Origin of the sequence: Microbulbifer aggregans (assembly GCF_001750105.1) — a bacterium.
GTDB classification, from domain to species: domain Bacteria; phylum Pseudomonadota; class Gammaproteobacteria; order Pseudomonadales; family Cellvibrionaceae; genus Microbulbifer; species Microbulbifer aggregans.
Genome location: NZ_CP014143.1, coordinates 3,245,533 through 3,266,752, shown reverse-complemented (window position 1 = coordinate 3,266,752; position 21,220 = coordinate 3,245,533). Strand labels below are relative to the sequence as shown.

At 58.5% G+C, this 21,220-nt stretch carries 15 protein-coding genes; 11 read left to right on the top strand and 4 right to left on the bottom strand.

The window, feature by feature from the left end; all coding sequences use genetic code 11:
* Positions 1–70 precede the first annotated feature (70 nt).
* Both AUP74_RS14155 and AUP74_RS14150 read left to right on the top strand, forming a co-directional pair.
* Positions 71–1,675 (top strand): 5-guanidino-2-oxopentanoate decarboxylase, encoded by a 1,605-nt coding sequence (locus AUP74_RS14155; RefSeq protein WP_069948128.1) that lies wholly within the window; start codon positions 71–73, stop codon positions 1,673–1,675.
* Between the two features lie 70 nt (positions 1,676–1,745).
* Entirely contained in the window at positions 1,746–2,933 is a 1,188-nt protein-coding gene (locus AUP74_RS14150) for a pyridoxal phosphate-dependent aminotransferase (RefSeq protein WP_069948127.1), read from the top strand.
* Between the two features lie 44 nt (positions 2,934–2,977).
* On the opposite strand, the gene nhaC is transcribed toward AUP74_RS14150, so the two are convergent.
* Both nhaC and AUP74_RS14140 read right to left on the bottom strand, forming a co-directional pair.
* Positions 2,978–4,504: a Na+/H+ antiporter NhaC gene (nhaC, locus tag AUP74_RS14145; protein ID WP_069948126.1), complete on the bottom strand. Its 1,527-nt coding sequence runs from the start codon at positions 4,502–4,504 to the stop codon at positions 2,978–2,980.
* 233 nt (positions 4,505–4,737) lie between these two features.
* Positions 4,738–6,567, bottom strand: coding sequence for a M14 family metallopeptidase (locus AUP74_RS14140; protein WP_069948125.1), 1,830 nt, complete (start codon positions 6,565–6,567; stop codon positions 4,738–4,740).
* Positions 6,568–6,876: 309 nt separating this feature from the next.
* Here AUP74_RS14140 and AUP74_RS14135 point away from each other — a divergent pair, with 309 nt between their 5' ends.
* From AUP74_RS14135 to AUP74_RS14110, 6 genes are all read left to right on the top strand, one after another.
* The gene (locus AUP74_RS14135) at positions 6,877–7,359 is read left to right on the top strand and encodes an Lrp/AsnC family transcriptional regulator (protein ID WP_069948124.1); all 483 of its coding nucleotides are present in this window, start codon (positions 6,877–6,879) and stop codon (positions 7,357–7,359) included.
* 51 nt (positions 7,360–7,410) lie between these two features.
* A complete protein-coding gene (gene megL, locus AUP74_RS14130) occupies positions 7,411–8,595 on the top strand; it encodes a methionine gamma-lyase (protein WP_069948123.1) in 1,185 nt (394 codons plus the stop codon).
* Positions 8,596–8,740: 145 nt separating this feature from the next.
* On the top strand, positions 8,741–11,449 hold the full coding sequence (aceE, locus tag AUP74_RS14125) for a pyruvate dehydrogenase (acetyl-transferring), homodimeric type (RefSeq protein ID WP_069948122.1): 2,709 nt from the start codon (positions 8,741–8,743) through the stop codon (positions 11,447–11,449).
* A gap of 328 nt (positions 11,450–11,777) precedes the next feature.
* A complete protein-coding gene (locus tag AUP74_RS14120; protein WP_069948121.1) occupies positions 11,778–12,314 on the top strand; it encodes a TetR/AcrR family transcriptional regulator in 537 nt (178 codons plus the stop codon).
* Between the two features lie 49 nt (positions 12,315–12,363).
* Positions 12,364–13,461: an efflux RND transporter periplasmic adaptor subunit gene (locus AUP74_RS14115; protein WP_069948120.1), complete on the top strand. Its 1,098-nt coding sequence runs from the start codon at positions 12,364–12,366 to the stop codon at positions 13,459–13,461.
* Positions 13,462–13,485: 24 nt separating this feature from the next.
* Positions 13,486–16,536, top strand: a complete 3,051-nt coding sequence (locus tag AUP74_RS14110) for an efflux RND transporter permease subunit (RefSeq protein WP_069948119.1) — start codon at positions 13,486–13,488, stop codon at positions 16,534–16,536.
* 52 nt (positions 16,537–16,588) lie between these two features.
* Here the strand turns inward: AUP74_RS14110 and AUP74_RS14105 are convergent, their stop codons facing one another.
* Both AUP74_RS14105 and AUP74_RS14100 read right to left on the bottom strand, forming a co-directional pair.
* Positions 16,589–17,338, bottom strand: coding sequence for a pseudouridine synthase (locus AUP74_RS14105; RefSeq protein ID WP_069948118.1), 750 nt, complete (start codon positions 17,336–17,338; stop codon positions 16,589–16,591).
* Positions 17,339–17,366: 28 nt separating this feature from the next.
* A complete protein-coding gene (locus tag AUP74_RS14100) occupies positions 17,367–17,747 on the bottom strand; it encodes a YchJ family protein (protein ID WP_083261011.1) in 381 nt (126 codons plus the stop codon).
* Between the two features lie 197 nt (positions 17,748–17,944).
* Between AUP74_RS14100 and AUP74_RS14095 the strand changes: the two genes are divergently transcribed.
* From AUP74_RS14095 to AUP74_RS14085, 3 genes are all read left to right on the top strand, one after another.
* Positions 17,945–18,706, top strand: a complete 762-nt coding sequence (locus tag AUP74_RS14095; protein WP_069948116.1) for a L,D-transpeptidase family protein — start codon at positions 17,945–17,947, stop codon at positions 18,704–18,706.
* Complete coding sequence (locus AUP74_RS14090; RefSeq protein WP_145924408.1) at positions 18,703–19,530, top strand: hypothetical protein; 828 nt, start codon at positions 18,703–18,705, stop codon at positions 19,528–19,530. Before AUP74_RS14095 ends, AUP74_RS14090 begins: the two co-directional genes overlap by 4 nt.
* A 224-nt stretch (positions 19,531–19,754) precedes the next feature.
* Complete coding sequence (locus tag AUP74_RS14085) at positions 19,755–21,161, top strand: M14 family metallopeptidase (protein ID WP_069948114.1); 1,407 nt, start codon at positions 19,755–19,757, stop codon at positions 21,159–21,161.
* Positions 21,162–21,220: the final 59 nt, after the last annotated feature.

Sequence of the window (21,220 nt, the reverse complement as noted above, 5' to 3'; positions counted from 1 at the left end):
CCCGGATTGAGGTTTCATCACCAGCCCATTAGCATTGCTGGCCGACCTAATGCGATTGAGTGGTGATGGGATGGCGCTTACCGGCGGTGTTGCCTTAGTCCGGCTTTTACAAAACTACGGGGTTGATACGGTATTCGGAATACCCGGAGTTCATACCCTGGAACTCTACCGTGGCCTGCCGGAGACCGATATCCGCCATGTCCTGACCCGCCACGAGCAGGGTGCCGGGTTTATGGCCGATGGCTATGCGCGGGTCAGCGCCAAACCGGGGGTCTGTTTTTTGATCACTGGGCCTGGTCTGACCAACGCTGCTACCGCCATTGGCCAGGCCTATGCCGATTCAATTCCCATGCTGGTGATCACCAGCGTTAACGAAAGCAGCACTTTGGGAAAAGGCCGGGGTCGTTTACATGAGACCCAGGACCAGCGCGCCATCACTGAGCCCCTGACAGCCTTCAGTGCCACTGCGCTCAGCCCGGAAGATATTCCTGACCTCGTGGCCCGGGCCTTCTCTGTGTTTAACAGCCAGCGACCGCGACCGGTACATATCGAGGTGCCGATGGATGTGCTCGCTGCTCCTGTGGCCTACGACTGGTCGTCGAAGGTCGCCGTCTGTGCAAAGCGTCCGGCGCCCTGTGCACAGGATGTTGAGGCGGCGGTAGCGTTACTGCAATCTTCCCAAAGACCGCTGATTATCGCCGGGGGCGGCGCGATAGAAGCAGCCGCCGAACTCCAATCACTGGCAGAAACTGTGCAGGCGCCGCTATTCACTACGGTTGCGGGGAAGGGCATCTTACCGCCCGGCCATCCCCTGGCCGGCGGTGCGACCCTGTGCACACCACCTGTATGGGAGTTTGTGGCTGATGCCGACCTTGTTCTGGCAATCGGTACTGAGCTGGCTGATACCGATATGTGGCGGGATACGTTGCCGATTAATGGAAAGCTAATCCGCATCGATATCGATAGTGACAAAATGAATGACCTGTATCCCCCAACATTACCGATCCTTGCGGATAGTCAGCAGGCAACCAGTGCGTTGCTGATGGCTATGGGGGGGCACGAGTCACGGACGAACCGCACCTGGCTGGAGCGGCTACGACAGTTGCCAGCTCTGCTCAAGCAGGGTCACGCGCCTTTGCAACTACAGCATCAGCAGGTGCTTGACTGCATTGCGGAGGTGTTGCCGGAAGATGCCCTGGTAGCTACCGATATGACGCAGATTGCCTATACGGGCAACTATGTTTTCGAGAGCACTGAAACACGGAAGTGGCTCCACCCCACTGGCTACGGGACTCTGGGGTATGGATTGCCCGCAGGTATTGGTGCAAAGATCGCTCTTCCCGGACAGCCGGTGTTGGTCATTGCCGGCGACGGTGGGTTTCTCTACACGCTGCAGGAGCTGGCTACGGCAACAGAAGAGATCGATACCGCTCTGGTGGTGTTGGTGTACAACAACGCCAGCCTTGGCCAAATTCGTGATGACATGCTGGAGCGAAAAATAGAGCCTGTTGGAGTGCTACCCAGAAACCCGGATTTTACCGGCCTGGCACGAGCCTTCGGTTGCCAGGTTTTCCAGCCGACCACGTTGGGCGAGCTGAGCGTGGATTTGCAGCAGGCTTTCGGATTTGCCGGAGTCAGTTTTATTGAGGTCGATGCCGAAAATATCGCCATATAAAAGCTGGCGACTGAGGCTGGGCTGGTAGAAAGGTTGCGTAAAGACTAATGATAAAAATCAGAGAGCGGTTATGAAGTACTCAGATTTGACCCGACGTATCACCGGGGAGGGTTCCAGTGCCTGGGACATTCATTTTCGGGCGCAGGAGCGATTGGCCCGCGGCGAAGACGTGGTCATTCTCTCGGTGGGGGACCCGGACTTCGATACGCCGGCTGCCATCGTCGACACCGCCTGTGCCGAGCTCAAAGCCGGTGCCACCCATTACGCGGATCATCGCGGTGAACAGGAGCTGCAGCAGGTCCTGGCTGCACGCCATACTGCCCAGACTGGTGTTTCGACGGATCCTGAACAGGTGGTTGTGGTGGCGGGGGCGCAGTGTGGCCTCTATGTGGCTGCCCAGTGCCTGCTCGACCCGGGCGATGAAGTCATTGTCCCTGAACCCATGTATGTCACCTACGAGGCCTTCCTGCAGGCCACCGGAGCCCGAGTAGTCAACGTGCCTCTGCTGCCCGAGCTGCACTTTAACATCGACCCTGAAGCGATCGCGGCGAAAGTGACAGAGCGCACACGAGCGATTTTCATCAATAGCCCCCACAACCCAACCGGGGCGGCTGTGAATGAGGCTACCTGGCAAGCACTGGCCGAGCTCTGCGTTGAGCATGACCTGTGGTTGATTACCGATGAGGTCTACGCCGATCTGATGTTCGAGGGCGAGCATTTCCATCCAGGGCAATTACCCGGGATGAGTGAGCGCACGGTGACCGTGTCCAGCCTGTCGAAATCCCATGCCATGACCGGCTGGCGGCTCGGGTGGGTTATCGGGCCGAGGGAATTTGCCGTGCATGCGGGTAACCTGACCCTGTGTATGCTGTACGGCAGCCCCGCTTTTGTGCAGAGGGCCGCTGTGACAGCCCTGACCGCTGAACTGCCCGAGCTTGAGGAAATGCGCCAGGCTTACCGCGGTCGCCGGGATCTGATGGTCGCGAGGATCAAATCCATCCCGGGCGTTAACTGCCATACGCCGGCGGGCGGAATGTTTATGATGCTGGACGTGCGCGAGCTGGGCGTGAGTGCGGATACCTTCGCAGAGCGGCTACTGGATGAGTTTGGTGTTTCGGTATTAGTGGGCGAAGCTTTTGGCCCCAGTGCGCGCGGGCATGTACGGGCGAGCTTTTGTGTGAGTGAGGCCGATCTGGACAAAGCCTGCGCTAGGATCGCGGCGTGCGCGGAGGCATTCTTGTCGGAGGCAGACGGGTAGGGGGCTGCCTGTTCAACTCCCGGGGCGACCAGTGTCGTCGGCGCTCAGCTGGCAATGACTGGCTTGCCCCCGCTTAACTCTCTGCCATCCTCTCCGCTCTGGCCCTTGAGCTGTTTCATTTCCTCGCTGCTCATGCGGACGATACGAATATTCAGAAAGCCATAGGCGAGCGCCACGATCGGATTGATCAGGTTAAAGAAGCAGAAAGGCAGGTAGGCCAGTGTGGTCACTTGCAGAGTGTTCGCCATATAAACACCACAGGCGTTCCAGGGAATCAGGGGCGACGTGATGGTGCCGCCATCCTCGAGGCTCCGCGACAAGTTCTCGCTGGCCAGTCCGCGCTTCTTGTACTCGGCCTTCCACATCTGACCGGGCAGCACAATTGAAAGGTACTGGTCGCCTGTCAGCACATTGACCCCGAGGCTTGTCCCCATGGTGGTTGCGATCAGTGAGCCAGTGGAGGAAATCAGTCGCGACAGCGCGCGCATCAGCAGGTTAATAAAGCCGATGCGCTCCAGCACACCCGTCATCATCATCGACGCCAGCACCAGCCACACCATATTGACCATCGACACCATTCCGCCACGAGACAACAAGTTGTCGACTTGCTGATTACCAGTCTGGATCGTGAAGCCGTCGTAGAGCGTGATCCAGATTGCCTGGCCCAGGGCCGTAGCCCCTTCAAGTTCGCGCAACGCCATAAAATGTGTGACGACCGGCATTTGTGTGAGCAGTGCCAGTGCCATTGCGACAATGGTTGCGCCTGTAATGGCCAGGTAAGCAGGAGCTTTCTTAATGGCGAGTGTGAGCAGCAGGAGGACGGGAATCAGGTTATACCAGGCGATTTCATAGGAGCCTTCCAGAGCAGTGAGGAAGGCTTCAACTTGATTGCCCTGGCTGTCGTCAGTGGGGCTGATTACGCTGACCAGGAAGAAAATTACCAGTGCAAGGGCAAAGCTTGGCACTGAAACCCAGCTCATATTGCGGATGTGGGAAAATAGGTTGCTTCCGGCAATGGCTGGGGCGAGATTGGTGGTTTCCGACAGCGGGGACATCTTGTCACCGAAATAGGCTCCACTCACCACCGCTCCTGCGGTAATGGCTGGCGAGAGCGAGAAACCATAGGCGACGCCGACCAGAGCAACACCGATAGTGGCGGCAGTGGTCCATGAGCTGCCGATGCAGATTGAAACGATGGCGCAGATGAGACAGCAGGTGGGATAAAACCACTGCGGAGACAGCAGTTTCATGCCAACAAAAAGCAGCGTTGGCACTGCGCCAGAGAGCATCATGGCTCCGATCAGGGCGCCAATGGAAAGGAAGATAAGGTTGGGGCCAGCTGTGCGGGCGGTAGATTTGACGATGGCTGATTCGATCTCGTCCCAGCCAATACCATTCTTCAGGCCGACCAGTGCGGCGAGGAAGCCGGTCATCATCATCGCCACCTGAGTGGCACCGCTTAACGAATTACTTCCAAACAGGCCGATAGCCCCGCCCAAAACCAGAAGTAAAATTGATCCTAGTAAAGCTGCATCGAGAGCGCTGAGAGGGCGCTCTTTCGGTTGCTCCATTCTCGATGCCGGGGATTATTGTGCATTTTTATCTCAGATAGCGCGTTCGCCGTCCGGGAAATCGGAATACAACACCCTAACACGTCAGAGTGAGAGGTCATACCCTGCAGTCGCGGAAGAGATGGGGCTTCCATCCAAAGAAGAAGGCAGAAAAGTCGGCGCGTTCACATGCGCGGAAGCGTCCCGACCGATGTTTAATATGATTTTTGGCCGGGACGGTTATATCCGTGGACTCAGTACTTGATCAGCACCGGATACTTCAAGTAGGCCCCGTCGTAATACGGACCGCGCTGGTAGAAAAACTCCAAGCGAGCCCTGGGGTCATTGGCAAACTCCTTGTCCTGGAGCTTTTTCTCAAATTCTTCCTTCAATGCAGCGTCTGCTTCGAGCATTTTTTCTGCCAGCGGTACAAGCGCGTAGGGCTCATAGTATTCCGTGCGCTGGAATATGCCGTTGAAGAATCCCCACTGGAAGAAGGAGTCGGGACCGCGCGGGTCCAGCAGCGCAACCGCGAGCTTGCCCAGCGGCTGGTTGGTGCTGACTTTGACATAGTCCGCCAGATTGCGCTCGACCTGATCTTCCGAAAATGTGGCCGAGACGCGGAAGTGGCCCTCGAAGGGCTCGGTCGCGAAGTTATGGTCATCCACATTCAGTTGCGTGAGCGTCACAGTTTTCTGCTCGGGCTCCGTGCTTTCAATGCCATGCGCTTTCAGGCGCTCCAGCGCCAGCGTTTCTGATTTGGGAATGAAAAAGGCCTTGGGCACCCTGACTTCCACACTTTTTACGTTGTCGATAAAAACTGGCAGGGCGGGGTAATCCTTGGCTTTACCGAGCCATACCACCTGCTCGTCGCCGGTGATGGGGTTCTTTTCTTTCTTATAAGCAATGCCTTTGAACGGAGTCTTGCCAAAGACGGTGGTGTCAGGGGTCTTGTTAGTACTCCATGCCAGCACCTGGTTTTCGGGGCGGCGCTGCTGGTCGGTGGCAATCGCTTTCTGCAGCTGCTTGCCGTCCTCGGCCAGCGCCTGCAGTGCTGCCTCGATCAATACATAGGTGCCGAGCACCCGCTGGCGATAGGGCTTCAGCGAGTGGTTCTCTACCAGCACGGTAGGCAGGTGGCGGAGGTCGCCCAGGCCATTGGAAAAGCGCGGGCTGGCTGTCCAGTGATTGATGCCATCGGCAAAGTTCTTTGAATTCACGCCGAAAATCAGCGGGCCGGGAATATGTCCGGCTTCGGTCAGTTTTGTGTCCAGCGTGTTCTGCAGGCGGGTTTCCAGCCACCTGGCAATGGCCGGGGAATCGCTTGCAAAGGAGCCGTTGTAGCCGTAGGTGATGTCGTACTGGTAGTCCTCACCGTCGGTGACATGCACGTCCAGGTACAGCGTCGGCTGGTACTCGTTGACGATCTCCATCACTGCCCGCAGCTCGGGTGTATCGAGCTTGGCGTAGTCGCGGTTCAGGTTCAGGTTATTGCTGTTGGTCCGCCAGCCTGAGTTTTCCGGGCCGCGCTGGTTCATGCGGGTGAAGGGACCAGAGCGCTCATGCCCGTCTACATTCAGGATAGGAATGATCAGCAGGTTCGCCTGCTGGATCAGTTGCCGCAGCGCCTGGTCGCCGCCGATATAGTCCCGCAGCAGCATAAAGCTGGCGTCCTTGCCGTCGATCTCGCCGGAGTGAATACCGGCCTGGACCAGCAGAGTGGGCTTGCCGTTGCTTCTGGGGTCACTACCGCCCTCGGTAAGTGTCACCAGCTGAATCCTGCGGCCGCTGGACGAGGTGCCGATATCCCTGGCCGTGATATCCGGACTCGCCTTGGCAAGCTGCTGGACGAAAGCGCGGGTCTGCCGGTAGTTCGGGGTGGTGGCAAAACCACTTGCCTCTGCCGGGGTCACCCACTCGCCCTCCTGCATGATCAGCTTTTCGGAAGCCCCCTCCCAGGGAAGCAGCTTGGGCAGAGGGGCTTCGAGCTCGTTAGCTTGTGCAGTGAGAGCCCAGAGGGGGGCAGTGGCGAGCAGGCAGCCTGCCAACAGTCTGGCGCGCCCGCGAGAGATTGCTTTATGCATGGGAGTGAATTCCAACCGTCGATGATGAAGTGGACTTGTTATGTTCTGAGGCCCGGGATGATAGGGCATAGCGGTGTCTGCCGCATCGTGAGATGGGCCGGAGCTGGAATACGGCGCATGGGCGCATGCCAGCCAGAAGAACACCGGGGTTGCCGTCTGTCGACTGCTGGCGACGGCACTTAACAACTGGAAAGCCCCGGCTGTCGCCAACAGAACATTCTTAACTTAGGGGCCAATTTGGGGGTTGTTGCCTAATAATAAATTGAATATCGTTCTATTAACCTAATTTAAATCTGCTTGGTGGCCATAATGTTAAACTCCATTTCGTCCCTGGATCGCACGGATATCGCCATCCTGAGGGTGCTGCAGGCGGAAGGGCGGATCAGTAATGTGGAGCTGTCCGACCGGGTACACCTGTCACCACCGGCGACCCTGGCCCGTGTCAGGCGTCTGGAGCAGGAAGGCTATATCAGTGGTTATGCCGCGATGCTCAACCGGGAAAAGCTGGGCCACGACAACCTGGCCCTGATTGAGATTGCCCTGGAGCTGCACCAGCACGAACGCATTGCCGAGGTGCTGGGCCAGCTGGTGGCGATGCCGGAGGTGCTCGAGTGCTATCACGTGACCGGTGAATACGACTACATGATCAAAGTCTCCACCGTAAACAACCGGGCGCTCGACCACTTCATTGCCACGCGGCTGATTCCGCTACCGGGGATAGCGCGGATTCATACCAGCATTGTGTTGAAGGCCCTGAAGCAGACAACGGAGCTGGACTTACCTGAGCCCTAGGCGGCGCCACATGTTTGGCCCGCCGGATCAATAACGATAAGAGAGGCAAACATGTGGGAATCAAAAAACATCGAGACCAATGTCATTCACGGCGGCAAAAAGTCGCAGGGTGAGTTCGGTCCGCTGTCTACACCGATTTACCAGACATCGACCTTTGTCTTCGACAATGTGCAGCAGGGGGCCGACCGCTTTGCCGGTGAAGACCAGGGGCACATTTACTCCCGGTTGGGGAATCCCACCGTCGATGAGCTGGAAGCCCGCATGGCAGTGCTGGAGGAAACCGAGGCGGCAGCCGCTTTTGGCTCTGGTATGGGCGCGGTATCCGCGGCCATCTTTGCGCTGCTGAAAGCCGGCGATCACCTGATTACTTCCCACCGTCTCTATGGCTGCACTTTTGCCCTGTTCAATCACCAATTGCCGGCACTGGGTATCGAGGTCAGCTTTGTGGACCTGGCAGACGAGCAGGCGTTGCGCGCGGCCATCAAACCCAACACCCGGGTGATTTACGGTGAGACGCCGATCAATCCATGCATGACCGTTATGGACCTGGATATGATCGGTGGTATCGGCCGCGAGCACGAAATCACCACCGTGATCGACAACACTTTCATGTCCCCCATTCTGCAACGCCCGGCGAAGCACGGCATTGACCTGGTGCTGCATTCCGCTACCAAGTACTTGAATGGCCACGGTGACGTGGTGGCAGGCATTCTCTGTGGCTCGGCTGAGCTGATCAATCACATCAAGATGACGACCCGCAAGGACATCGGAGCCATTATGAGCCCCCACGATGCCTGGCTGGTGATGCGGGGGCTGAAAACCCTGCACCTGCGGGTACAGCGCCACAGTGAAAACGCTCAGGCGGTGGCTGAGTTTCTGCAGGACCATAGCGCCATCGAGAAAGTCTATTATCCGGGTCTCCCGGATCACCCCGGCTACAGGCTGCTCGGCAAGCAGATGCTGGGTGCCGGTGGCGTGATGGCATTCGAGCTCAAGTGCAGTTTCGAGCAGGCGGTGGGCTTCATCAACCAGCTGCAGATGTGCAAGCGTGCGGTCAGTCTGGGGGATGCCGAAACCCTGATCCAGCACCCTGCATCCATGACGCACTCCACTTACGGACCGGAAGAGCTGGCCGAAGCGGGCATCTCCAGAACGCTGATCCGCCTCGCGGTGGGCCTGGAAAATGCCGAAGACATCATGGCGGACCTGGGGCAGGCTCTGGACAGTATTCGCTGATCGCCACGGTGCGAATTCAGGACTAAACGCCAGTTCGATCGGGGGAAAACCGGATACTTCTGCTGTTATGGTGGAGGTACAGGGAGAGCTCCCGTGAGCGGTTTGCCTTCGTCTTACACCTAGCCGGGATCTTGTTACCGTGAATATGCAGTTGGATGTTCAGGAGTTAATCGACAGCCAGGATCTGGAGCTCCAGGAGTGGCTGGAGTCGCTGGAAGATATCCTGCGCCACCATGGCGCCGAGCGAGCCAAAGGCATGCTACAGGCATTGCAGGAGCGTCTCGTCAGGCATGGTGTGCAGCTGGACGAGGCACCGCTGAATACACCGTATCGCAACACGATTCCGCTCTCCGAACAGCCCGCGTATCCGGGTGATCTGAGCATCGAACAGCGCATCGAGAACCTCAACCGCTGGAATGCGATGGCCATGGTCTTGCAGGCTGCGGACAGTGGCACCGGAGTCGGCGGGCATATTGCCACCTATGCCTCGGCGGCGACCATGCTCGAAGTGGGCTTCAATCATTTCTTTCGCTGCCGGGATAGTGAGTACGGTGGCGACCTGCTGAATGTGCAGGCCCACGCGGCGCCGGGAATTTATGCCAGAGCCTATCTGGAAGGACGCCTGACGGAGCAACAGCTCAAGAATTTCCGTCGCCAGCTGCAGCCGGGCGGCGGGCTCTCCTCTTACCCGCATCCGCGCCAGATGCCGGATTTCTGGCAGGCGCCTACCGCGTCCATGGGACTCTCCACCCCCTCCGCAATTTACCAGGCCCGCTTTGCCAAATATCTGGAGGCCCGGGGACTGAAACCTCTCAATGGCGGCAAGGTCTGGAATTTTATCGGTGACGGTGAGGCTGACGAACCCGAAGTACTCGGCACCATCAATATTGCCTCCCGTGAAAACCTCGACAACCTGGTACTGGTCATCAACTGCAACCTGCAACGGCTGGATGGGCCGGTACGTGGCAATGGCAAGGTGATCCAGGAGCTGGAGCGCAGCTTCCGCGGCGCCGACTGGCAGGTGATCAAGGTGGTCTGGGGCAGCGGCTGGGACACCCTGTTGCAGAATGATCGCAACGGCGTGCTGCAGCGACGGATGGATGAAACCCTCGACGGCGATTACCAGCTGTATTCGACCCGACCCGGTGGCGCGCAGCGTGAGCACTGGGTAGAGCACTCTCCGGAACTGCGGGCGCTGATGAGTAGCCTGACCGATGACGAAGTTCGGGAAATCAAACGTGGCGGCCAGGATCCGAAGAAAATTCATGCCGCCTTCGCCAGGGCTGCAGAGGCCTGTGGCAAGCCCACGGTGATACTGGTGAAGACCGTCAAAGGCGATGGTCTCGGTGACTCGACGCAGGGCAAGAATACAGCCCATCAGAAAAAGCAGTTCTCCGACCAGGAACGCATCAATATTGGCAGAAAACTGGGTATCCCTTTAACGGATGAAGAGCTGGCCCGTGCCAGCCTTTACCGGCCGCCGGCAGACTCGGAGGAGCTGCAATACCTGCTGGATCGGCGTTGCGCACTCGGTGGCGGGATGCCTGCCCGCCGTGTGGACTGCGAGCAGTTGAGTGCGCCCGATGAAGCGCTGTTTGAAGAATTTTTCCGTGGCAGCGGAGAGCGTCCGATTTCGACGACGATGGCTATCGTCAAGATGATGGCGAAGCTGCTGAAGGACGGGCAGTTAGGTAAATATATCGTACCGATTGTTCCGGATGAGGCGCGCACCTTTGGTATGGAGGCCCTGTTCCGGGAGGCTGGTATTTATGCGCCGGGAGGGCAGAAGTACCAGCCGGTGGATGGCGACAGCCTGCTGCCGTATCGCGAAGCTGCGGACGGGCAGATCCTTCAGGAAGGGATTTGTGAAGCCGGGGCAATGGCCTCATTCCTGGCCGCCGGCACAGCCTATGCCAATCACGGTGTGCCCACGATTCCCCTGTATATTTTCTACAGTATGTTCGGCTTCCAACGCGTGGGGGACATGATCTGGGCAGCGGCTGACAGCATGTGCCGCGGCTTTCTGATCGGGGGCACGGCAGGTCGGACCACGCTTAATGGTGAGGGCTTGCAACACCAGGATGGGCACTCCCATATCTTGGCGTCGACCGTGCCGAACATGCGCAGTTACGATCCGGCATTTGCGTTCGAGCTGGCGATATTACTGCGCGAAGGGGTTGAGGCTATGTACGGACGCGGTGAGGAAGTTTTCTACTATCTCACCGTCTATAACGAGAATTACCCCATGCCCGCGATGCCGACAGGTGACCGCCAGGCAATCGCAGAGGGCGTGCGCCGGGGCCTGTATCGGTACCGGGCCGGCCGGTGTTCTGACACAAAGCTGCCACCGGTTCAGCTATTCGGCAGCGGCAGCATCATGCAGGAAGTGCTCAAGGCCCAGGAGTTCTTGGCGGAACGTGGAATCCAGGCTGATGTCTGGAGTGTCACCAGCTACACCGAGCTCGCGCGGGACGCGGAGCAGGTGGAGCGCCGGAATCGCGAGGCGCCCGGGGATGGGCAGCGTTCCTACCTGCAGCACATGCTGTCAGGCCTCGAGGGGCCTGTGGTGGCATGTACCGATTACATGCGAGCATTGCCCGCCAGCATTGCCCGCTGGGTACCGGGCCCTTATGTCACGCTGGGCACGGATGGGTTTGGTGTGAGTGAGTCCCGCGAAAGTCTGCGTCAGTATTTCGAAGTCGACGCCGCCAGTATCGCGTATGCCGCAATGGCTGCGCTATGCGAGCAGGGGGCAATCAGCCCCGATGAACTGGCGTCTCTGCGCGCAGGGCTTGGCGTGGGCGGCAAAGTCCCTCGTGCGGCGGACGGTGAATTTCAGTGGGGGAGGGGATAATCGGAAGCCGATCATCCTCATTTCTTTGCGATTCTCGCGCTGATATCACCCGCTCTTCTGTCTTGTTCTTCTGCCTGGGGCTCTTTGGGGCTCTTTGGGGCTCCTGGCTCCCTTGGCAACTTCCGCGGCCAGCCCGCCTTTTTCACCTGCCCAGCCAATACCTGATTCCCGCCTGCCGCAGATGCCCTCGAGTTACCGAGTTCTCCACTGACACATCACTGACTGGGTAGGGTGGGGCAGCGGGTAACGGTTTGGTTGACTGGTTTCTGCAAGTCAGTATCATACCGTCCAGTTGGTTGGTTTTGACCGAGAGCCGCTGGAGGGTCATATGTCCAAGGTCGACAAAGAGACCATCATTCGCGCTGCCGAGGAGGTGGTGCGGGAGCGTGGTGCTCGCAAGCTGACACTGGACGCGGTGGCGGCACAGTGCGGCCTGAGCAAGGGTGGACTGTTGCACCACTTTCGCACCAAGCAGGCTCTGCTGCAGGCGATGCTGGAGTCATCCATCGCCTGCGAGGCAGAGCTGGTGGAGGAATATGCAGCCGAGGGTGGCAGCAACGGGGGCCCGCTGGCATCCCGTATTTGTTCCGCCTTCTGCATGATGCAGGACGATGAGGGCCTGCCGCGTGCGCTGATTGCCGCGGTGGCCGAGGATCCGGCCCTGCTGGAGCCGATCAAGGCCAAAGAGGCCAAGATCCGCAGTGAGCTGACAGAAAACTGCAGTGACCCTGATTTCGCCCTGCTGTTGCTGCTCGCCACTCGTGGCCTGTTCCTCGGGCGTGTGCTCGGGGTATTGGAGCCCGATGACCCCATTTTCGAACGTCTGCGCAAACGCCTGTTGTCTCTGGCGGCAGACCTCGACTGACTTTTCTGTTGATCCCTTCTTCCCCAACAAGAGTTTCCGGGAACTGAATATGAAATTGTACGGAAGTGTCCGTCCTTCACTGGCGTTGCTGCTCGCGGCTGTCGTTGCCATTTCCGCTTGCAGCGATTCGCAAAATACCGAGAAACCGGTCGAGCGTGTGTGGCCGGTAAAGGTTGCCAGTGTCTCCAGCGCTGGTGACGTTTCTGCGCGCCAGTTTGCCGGGCGGGTAAAGGCGGTACAGACGGTGGACCTGTCGTTCCAGGTCGGCGGCAAGTTGCAGGAAGTGAAATTCAGTGAGGGGGAGTTTGTCCCCAAGGGTCGGGTGATTGCCGCCCTGGATGATCGGGATTTTCGCCGGCGTGTGAAGGAGGCTCGCGTGAACCTTCAGCTGCTGGAAAAGACACTCGAGCGGCAGCAGGCCCTGAAGGAGCGCAACGTGATTTCCTCGCAGCAGCTGGACGAGACGCAGACCAATTACGACCTGGCCAAAGTAGCGCTTGAGAATGCCGAGCAGGACCTCGCCTACACCCGCCTGAGCGTGCCGTTTGATGCGCTGGTCACGCGCCAGCTGGTCGAGAGCTACTCCAATGTACAGAAGGGCCAGGGCGTGGTGCGCTTGCAGAACGTATCTGAGGTCCGTGTCCAGGTATCGGTACCTGAGCGGCTGCTGGCAACCATTGATGCGGATCGGGTCGAGTCTATTACCGCGAGCTTCGAGTTCCTGCCAGGTAAGGAGTTTCCGCTGGAGTACCGCGAGCATCAGGCCGAAGCCGATAGCGTGACACAGACCTATGTCGTGGAGCTGGGCATGGCCCGCCCGGAAAAAGTACAGATACTGCCCGGAATGACAGCGCGGGTGAAACTGCGCCTGAAACAGGACGTGGGCGAATTGCGGGTGCCACTGTCCGCGGTACAGACGAACGCTGATGGCACACCCTATGTCTGGCAGATCAACGACGACCACAGTGTCTCGCGTATCGACGTTGAGCTTGGACGCACTGACGGAGATTCCGTGCAGGTAACAGCGGGGCTCAACCCCGGCGCGATGCTGGTAGCGGCTGGTGGCCAACATCTCTACGAAGGCGCCAAAGTGCGTAATTATGCAGCCGCGGCGGCAGCACAACCTGTTGCCGAGACCGAGCAGTAAAGCGGGCTCTCTGGGGGGATTGCGGTGAAGATTTCCGAGATATTTATCCGGCAGCCTGTTTACAGCTGGCTGCTGATGCTCATCTGCTTGTTCGGCGGCCTGTGGGGAATCGCCGATATCGGACGCCTGGAGGACCCGGCGTTTACGATCAAGGAAGCGCGGGTTTTTACCGCCTACCCGGGTGCCAGTGCGCAGCAGGTCGAGGAGGAGGTGACGGAGAAGCTGGAAGTTGCGATTCAGCAACTGGCGCAACTGAAAGACATTACCTCCACCTCGCGTCCGGGAATGTCTGAGATCCGCGTCAGTATCGAAGATCATTACGATTCCAACCAGCTGCCCCAGATCTGGGACGAGCTGCGCCGCAAGGTACGCGATGCCCAGGTGCAACTGCCCCGCGGCGCCCTGCCTCCAGTGGTGAACGACGATTTTGGGGAAGTCTTCGGTATTTATTATGCGGTCACCGGCGAGGGTTTCTCCCACAGCGAGATGCGGGAAATCACCAAGGCGATTCGCCGTGAACTGCTGACTGTTGAGGGCGTGGCCAAGGTATCGCGATCCGGCGTGATCGATGAGGTGGCCTATCTGGATATCGACGAGACCCGCCTCGCGCAGCTCGGCTTTTCCCTCGATGACCTGGCTCAGGTGTTGCAGGCCGAGAGTTCGGTGCAGCAGGTTGGGGAGGTCGAGGGGAAGGATCTGCGCACCCGTATTGTGGTGGATAATCCGGCCAATGATCTGGAGAGTATCCGCAATATCCTGATCGGTGTTCCCGGTTCTACTGCCATGCTCGCGGTGCGAGACATTGCAGAGGTTTCGATCGGATATGAGCAGAAGCCCGATTTTATTGCCCGCTATAACGGCCAGCCGGCCATTCTGCTCGGCATTGCCGGTGGGCAGGCTACCAACATCGTCGATGTGGGAGCGGCGGTAGAGGAAAAGCTGGCCCAGCTCGCGCAGGGCTTGCCGTTGGGCGTGGAAGTATTTCCCGTCTATGAACAGCACCGGGTTGTCGAGGACAGCGTCAATGGCTTTCTCTTCAATCTCGTTTCCTCGGTGGTAATTGTCATCCTGGTTCTGTGCCTGTTCATGGGGTGGCGCTCGGGCGTCGTAGTGGGGGCTGTATTGGCGCTGACGGTGCTGGGTACGGTGTTCATCATGAACCTGATGGGCCTCAACCTGCAGCGGATTTCGCTCGGTGCCTTGATCATCGCCATGGGTATGCTGGTGGACAACGCCATTGTGGTGGCGGAGGGCATGCTGATGGGGGTGGAGAAAAAAGAAAAGCCCCGCAATGCCGCCGCGCGCGTCGTGCGCCAGACTTTCTGGCCGCTTCTCGGGGCCACGATTATCGGCATTATGGCGTTCTCGGGTATCGGTCTCTCCGATGATGCTACCGGCGAATTCCTGTTTTCACTGTTTGCCGTGATCGGGATCTCTCTCCTTCTGAGCTGGGTGCTGGCGATTACCATTACCCCGTATCTGGGCAACCACCTGTTCAAGCCGGGAAAAAACGCTAATCCCGATGATCCCTACCGGGGCCGCTTTTACCGGATGTACGCCGATGCACTCTCGGGAGCCCTGCAACGTCGTGGCACCACCATCGCAATCCTGATGGCGGTGACACTGGCAAGCTATATGGCCTTCGGCTTCGTCAAGCAGGGGTTTTTCCCTAATTCCAACTCACCCCTGTTTTACGTGAACTACCAGATGCCCCAGGGCAGCGATATCAAGCGCACGGATCAGGCTCTGCAGGAGGCGACTGAGTTTTTCAGTTCTCAAGCGGGCGTGGTCTCGGTCACTGCCGTGGCCGGGCGGGGGGCTGATCGGTTTATGCTGACCTACAAGCCGGAGCCGCCGAATCCGTCTTACGGTCAGTTGATTGTCCGCACAGAGAATCGCGAGCAAATTGCACCACTGATCGAGCATGCGAAAGAGACGCTGCGCAATAAACACCCGGACGCGCTGATTACCTTCAAGCGGATCGTCTTTGGTCCCGGTGGTGGCGCCGATGTGGAGGTGCGGATTTCCGGTCCCGACTTCAACACACTGCGCGAGTTGGCGGGTAACGTGGAGGTGCTGTACCGCGAACAGGAGCTAGAGGATATTCACCACGACTGGCGCGAGCGAGAGCCGGTGATCCGCGCCCACCTGGATGACGAACGCGCCCGACTGGCCGGCGTCACCAATGCCGATATCAGTCGTGCGGTGCAGTTCGCCACGCAGGGCTATCGGGTAGGGGATTTCGAGAGTGGCGACCGCATTATTCCGATCGTCGCGCGGCTACCGGTAGATGATCGCAATCAGGTCGGCACGCTCACGGATCGCCTGGTGTGGAGTCCGAATGAGCGCGGCTACATTCCCGCAGGCCAGCTGGTGGAAGATTTTGAGACCACGGCTGAAGAGGGGCTGATTCAACGTCGCAACCGTGTCCCCACCATTACCATCAGTGGTGATGCCCCCGAGGGAGTGACGGCGATGGCCGCGTTTGCACGGATTCGTGGGGATATCGAGAGCCTGTCACTGCCTCCCGGCTATTCGATGGAGTTTGGTGGTGAGTACGAGCGATCCTCCGATGCACAGAAGTCACTGGGGAAGGGTTTGCCGATTGGTTTCCTGATCATGATTCTGGTGACGGTATTGTTGTTTGGTACCGTGCGCGAACCGCTGATTATCTGGTTGGTGGTGCCCATGTCCCTGGTTGGCGTTGTCGTCGGATTGCTATTATCCGGCCTGCCTTTCGGCTTTATGTCGCTGCTGGGGGTGTTGAGTCTCTCGGGTATGCTAATCAAGAACGCCGTGGTGCTGGTGGACGAAATCGAGATCCAGACCCACGCCGGCCTGCCGCGTCTGAGTGCGATTCAGCAGGCCAGCGTGAGCCGCCTGCGGCCGGTATTTCTTGCGGCGGTCACCACCATACTCGGGATGTCACCACTGTTATTCGACGCTTTCTTCGCAGATATGGCGGTAACGATTATGGGCGGACTCGGTTTTGCCACGGTACTGACGCTGATCGCGGTACCGGTGTTCTACGCGCTATTTCACCGGGTCAGGGCTGATGAGGTGGTCGAGCGCTAATGGGCAAGAACGTGCCGCTTCGGGCGAAGGCCTAATTGGCTACAACCGCGGGTTACAACTGCCAACCGAACCTCTCCAGTAGTGTATGAAACTCTCCTCGCGGAGGCTCGCGCACTACCAACGGTTCACCGGTAACCGGATGGGGGAGACGCAACTCCAGGGCGTGCAGCAGTAGCCGGCTGCAGTGGAAATGCTCGGCAAAAAAACGGTTGTGAGTTGATTTGCCGTACTTTGGGCAGCCGATCAGCGGGTGCGAGAGATGCTTGAAGTGCCTTCGGATCTGGTGCCTTCGTCCGGTCTTTAACTGGATCTCGACCAGGGAATAGCGGCTGCTGGGATAGCGGTCGACTTCGTAAGGCAGCTCGATGGTGTGCAGCCGCCGGAACAGGGTGACAGCGTCCTGGCGCGGTTGATCGGCCTTGGGGCGCTTCCTCTGGTGTTTGAAATCGTTGACTGGCGGCAGGGGGTGGTCGATAACGCCCTCTTCAGGACAATAGCCGCGGCAGACGGCGATATAGGTTTTCACCGCGGCATCACTCTCCAGCAATGACTGGGTCCTGGCTGCCACTTCACTACTCTTGGCAAACAGAATAACGCCCGACGTCGGTTTATCCAGACGGTGAATCGGGTACAGGTACGCTCCAGTCTGATCCCGCAGGTACTGCAGCAGAAACTGTGTCTCGTGCCGATCGATGTTAGATCGATGCACCAGCCAGCCCTCCGGCTTATAAGCTGCAATGAGATCACTGTCTTCGTAAATCACTTCCGGCACAGTTGCCGGTTTCACGTCGGCTGGCGGCATGGATCGCTTGCTCCGCGTTTCGCGCAGGTCAGGGCCACTCGGCGAGCGGTTCTACGTAGACCCAGCGCTTCTTGTACAGCTTGAACAGGGAAATTTCATGGAGCGCCCGCTCCATGTCACCGTCCTGGAACCAGGCCCTGAACTCCACGACCGAGCGTTTCAAGCCCTGTTTGCTGCGCACGATTTCGAGGCGCGTCCACTGGGTATTCAAATCGTCCATGTCCAGTTCCGGTCTCGTGTCCGGATGCCATGTCAGACGCAGATAGGGCAGGTTGCCCAGAACATAGGCGGAGTAGCGACTGCGCATCAGGGATTCCGCTGTCTTGGGGTACGTTTTACCCGAAAGGTAGAGGCCACAGCACTGATCCAGGGGCTTTGCCGAGCCACAGGGGCAGGGGGAATCTGTCATGGTGTAAGTCTCTGCTCTCCAAAGGATGCTGCGCCCGGCAGGATATGTTGCGGTGAGTCGTACCTGCTCGTGGTCGGGAGGCCATTTTGCGGCAGGGAAGGGGAAATCGCCAACTGCGAGGCATTGGCCCGGTTTGCCCCCGCCTGAGGTTGGGATATCCTCGTGATCAAATGAATGACTCGCAGAGAAGAATAATCATGTATCGAGCGCTATTCCGACCCGTGGCCACTCTCCTGGCCCCACTGCTGATCTTGCTGAGTTCCCCCTCAATGGCAAATATCCCCGAGGACTCCACACAGCTCGTCCTGACCCTGACGGGTGACTGGAATGCCCCAACTGGCCACGCCTTCCGCTTTGAGCGCCGTGGAGACCGCTGGCACCAGGTGGGAGCGGAGACCCCGGTGAACGTGGGGCGTGCCGGTCTGGGATGGGGGCTCGGCCTGCATCAACCTCAGCCTGGCCTGCAAAAGGTGGAAGGCGATGGTCGGGCACCGGCGGGAATATTCCTCCTGGGAGATGCATTCGGTTATGGCCCCAAGCTGCAGACCGGACTTGGCTATCAGCCCATGTCCAAGGGCCATTTCTGTATCGATGTAAAGGGTTCACCTTATTACAACCAGACCGTCGATGCCGGCGAAGTCGGAGCGGAGGCGGTACAGGGTTCCAGCGAGGGGATGCGCCGCGATCTTCATTACGGAGACGATCAATATAAAAAAGGAATTTTTGTTCAACACAACCCGTCCAATCTGGACGGGGCTGGCAGCTGCATTTTTATTCACCTGTGGAGTGGCCAGGGGGAGCCGACGGCGGGATGCACGGCTTATGCAGAGCCGGAAATGGATCGTCTGCTCGCGTGGCTGAAAAGTGATGCAAAGCCCGTTTATGTTGCATTGCCGGTTCCGGCTTACCGCGAGCTGCGGGAGGAGTGGCAACTACCGCAGGTGCGATGGTCCCAGTGAGGCTGCTGATTCGAGGTTTCCGTCAGTTCGTTATGGCGGCGGTCGTGGCGGCGGGGATTGCTCCGGTGGCGATCGCAGGGCAGTGGCAACACCAGAGCCCGAACTGGTCAGTGTGGGAGCGTGCAGCGCAGCCGGGCAAGTCCAGCGGAAGCCTGTTGATCCTGTTTCCCGGCTATTCGGTGCAGCGCACCTGGGCCGAGCAGTGGGCGCAGGCGCTCATGGCGAGCCCTGCAGCACAGGAGGTGATAGCGGTCTGGGTATTTGCCGGACCGGAAACGGTTTTTTACGAAACCCGCACACTCCCTACGCAAACCAGCCTCGCTCGCCTGCGAGAAAGCAGGGAGTATGAGCGGATTCTGGTGGTGGCCCATTCCAGTGGGAGCTTCCCGGCCCACCTGTGGCTAAACCAGCTGGCTTCAATATCGCCACTGGCAAAGCGTTACAAGGGCCGTATCGACTATGTCAATCTGGACGGTGGGTCGGGTGAGGGACTTGCCAGGGGTGATCTTTCGCTGGGTGGAGCAGCTCTCTCACTGGCGGGCCGCTGGTTTGCCGTGTCGGCACGTGACAGTGCTACTGGCAGCTTTTCCGCCAATCATGCAGATATACTGGCGTTGGCCCAAACCCACCCGGGGAAAATCACGCACCGGGAGCTGCAGGTAGATAGCGGCTGCGGGACGGGTGCCGAATGGTGCCTGCACGATGCATTAATCAACCGTCGCCCGCACGATAGTGGGACTTTTGATCTCGAGCGGGACTACACAATATTCGGCCCCGATCATCCAGTGAATACCGATTGGTGGCCCGACGCATCCAGCCATTGAGCCGCCATCGGCTTGCCCGATGGGTCAGATCGGCGACACATTTGAATTACACCGAAAACCATATCCGCTGTGTGGGCTTTGGTACGGGCACCACTGTTTTCTCGAAAAAGTCTCGACTGGTTCCTCTCTTGCACTGCAATTGTTCATTGCATCCTCTTCATGAGTTGTGGAATATTTTATTCACGCAATCCGTTGCAATAATCAATAACAATCGAGTGTGAAGTATGGCCAGACAACTTTCCCAACTGTTGGGCTTATGCCTGATTCTTTGCAGCCCGGTACTGCTGGCTGCGGCTGGAGGCAAAACTTACCTGGACTACAAGGTGCCAGGTCTGGACAAGCCGGCGATCCGGCAGGCGGACATACTGCCGCTGATCCAGGAGTTGCGGCAATCACCACTGCTGCGTGTGGAGGAAATCGCACACTCCTATGAGGGGCGCCCGATTGTCAGTATTGCGATTGGGCAGGGCGATACCCGGGTGATGTTGTGGTCCCAGATGCACGGTGATGAGCCTACAGCCACCCCGGCACTGTTCGACCTGCTCTCATACATCACTGCGCCGGAACAGGCTGAGTGGCGTGAGGGATGGATGGATGACCTGACCTTGGTCATGGTTCCAATGCTGAATCCCGATGGCGCCGAGCGTAATACCCGTCACAACGCACAGAGCTTTGATGTGAACCGGGATGCAAAGGCGCTTCAGTCTCCGGAGGGGCGTGCGCTGATGGCCCTGGCCAAGTCCTTCAAACCGCATTTCGGATTCAACCTGCACGACCAGAGCCGCCACTATGGAGTTGGTCAGACCGACCGGATGGCGACCATTTCGGTGCTGGCGCCGGCCTACAACGAAGCCCGAGAAGTGAACGCCAGTCGTGAGCGTGCGATGAAACTGATCGGTCTCCTGGTACAGCAGATCGATCCATTTATTGGCGAGCATATTGCCAAGTACGATGACACCTATGCCTGGCGGGCTTTCGGCGACACATTCTCTGAAATGGGGATCAGCACAATCCTGATCGAATCCGGTGCGCACCCGAACGATCCCAACCGCCAGGTCGCCCGGCATATGAATTTTGAGATGCTGGTTGCCGCCATCGATAGCATCGCCAGTGGTAGCTATGAGTCCAGCTCTGCCAGTGCCTATGACGCGATTCCGTTTAACCAGGACGATGCTTTTGTCGATGTGAAAATCGACAATATTCGCGCTGGTAAAGGTCGCGACAGCTATCTCACGGATATCGCGATTAATCGCCGCTATGGCTCCGTCAGCGTGGTGGATGCAGGGGATCTGTCCAATTTGTACGGTGCCCTGAGCTTCGACGCTGATGGCAGCTTGTACCAGGCGCCAAAGGCCTACCCTCTGCAGGAGACGCTGGAGTTGACCGACCAGCGCTATCTCGATCTTCTGCGGCGTGGTTACGGCTATTTTGTCGGAGACAGTGAGTTACTCGTTAAGGAGACCCGCCTTCCCGTCGTCATGAATCCCCGTAATCCCCAGGGTGAACGTCCTGCCCGTCGTCACGGTGCCACTTTCCTCTTGAGTGATGAAGACGGCGTGCGTCTGGCCGTGCTGGACGGCGAGCTGGTCGATGTGCGGAGTGGCGATTCCGTACAGCTAGCGGCTGATTAAATTATGTGAGCTGGGACTCCGGCTCCCAAGATCCAGCCTCTCACTCCAGGTGTTGCTGT

Excerpts from the sequence above, each read along its gene's own strand:
- AUP74_RS14155 (WP_069948128.1), top strand. The coding sequence starts at position 71 with ATGGCGCTTACCGGCGGTGTTGCCTTAGTCCGGCTTTTACAAAACTAC.
- AUP74_RS14150 (WP_069948127.1), top strand. The coding sequence starts at position 1,746 with ATGAAGTACTCAGATTTGACCCGACGTATCACCGGGGAGGGTTCCAGT.
- nhaC (WP_069948126.1), bottom strand. The coding sequence starts at position 4,504 with ATGGAGCAACCGAAAGAGCGCCCTCTCAGCGCTCTCGATGCAGCTTTA.
- AUP74_RS14140 (WP_069948125.1), bottom strand. The coding sequence starts at position 6,567 with ATGCATAAAGCAATCTCTCGCGGGCGCGCCAGACTGTTGGCAGGCTGC.
- AUP74_RS14135 (WP_069948124.1), top strand. The coding sequence starts at position 6,877 with ATGTTAAACTCCATTTCGTCCCTGGATCGCACGGATATCGCCATCCTG.
- megL (WP_069948123.1), top strand. The coding sequence starts at position 7,411 with ATGTGGGAATCAAAAAACATCGAGACCAATGTCATTCACGGCGGCAAA.
- aceE (WP_069948122.1), top strand. The coding sequence starts at position 8,741 with ATGCAGTTGGATGTTCAGGAGTTAATCGACAGCCAGGATCTGGAGCTC.
- AUP74_RS14120 (WP_069948121.1), top strand. The coding sequence starts at position 11,778 with ATGTCCAAGGTCGACAAAGAGACCATCATTCGCGCTGCCGAGGAGGTG.
- AUP74_RS14115 (WP_069948120.1), top strand. The coding sequence starts at position 12,364 with ATGAAATTGTACGGAAGTGTCCGTCCTTCACTGGCGTTGCTGCTCGCG.
- AUP74_RS14105 (WP_069948118.1), bottom strand. The coding sequence starts at position 17,338 with ATGCCGCCAGCCGACGTGAAACCGGCAACTGTGCCGGAAGTGATTTAC.
- AUP74_RS14100 (WP_083261011.1), bottom strand. The coding sequence starts at position 17,747 with ATGACAGATTCCCCCTGCCCCTGTGGCTCGGCAAAGCCCCTGGATCAG.
- AUP74_RS14095 (WP_069948116.1), top strand. The coding sequence starts at position 17,945 with ATGTATCGAGCGCTATTCCGACCCGTGGCCACTCTCCTGGCCCCACTG.
- AUP74_RS14085 (WP_069948114.1), top strand. The coding sequence starts at position 19,755 with ATGGCCAGACAACTTTCCCAACTGTTGGGCTTATGCCTGATTCTTTGC.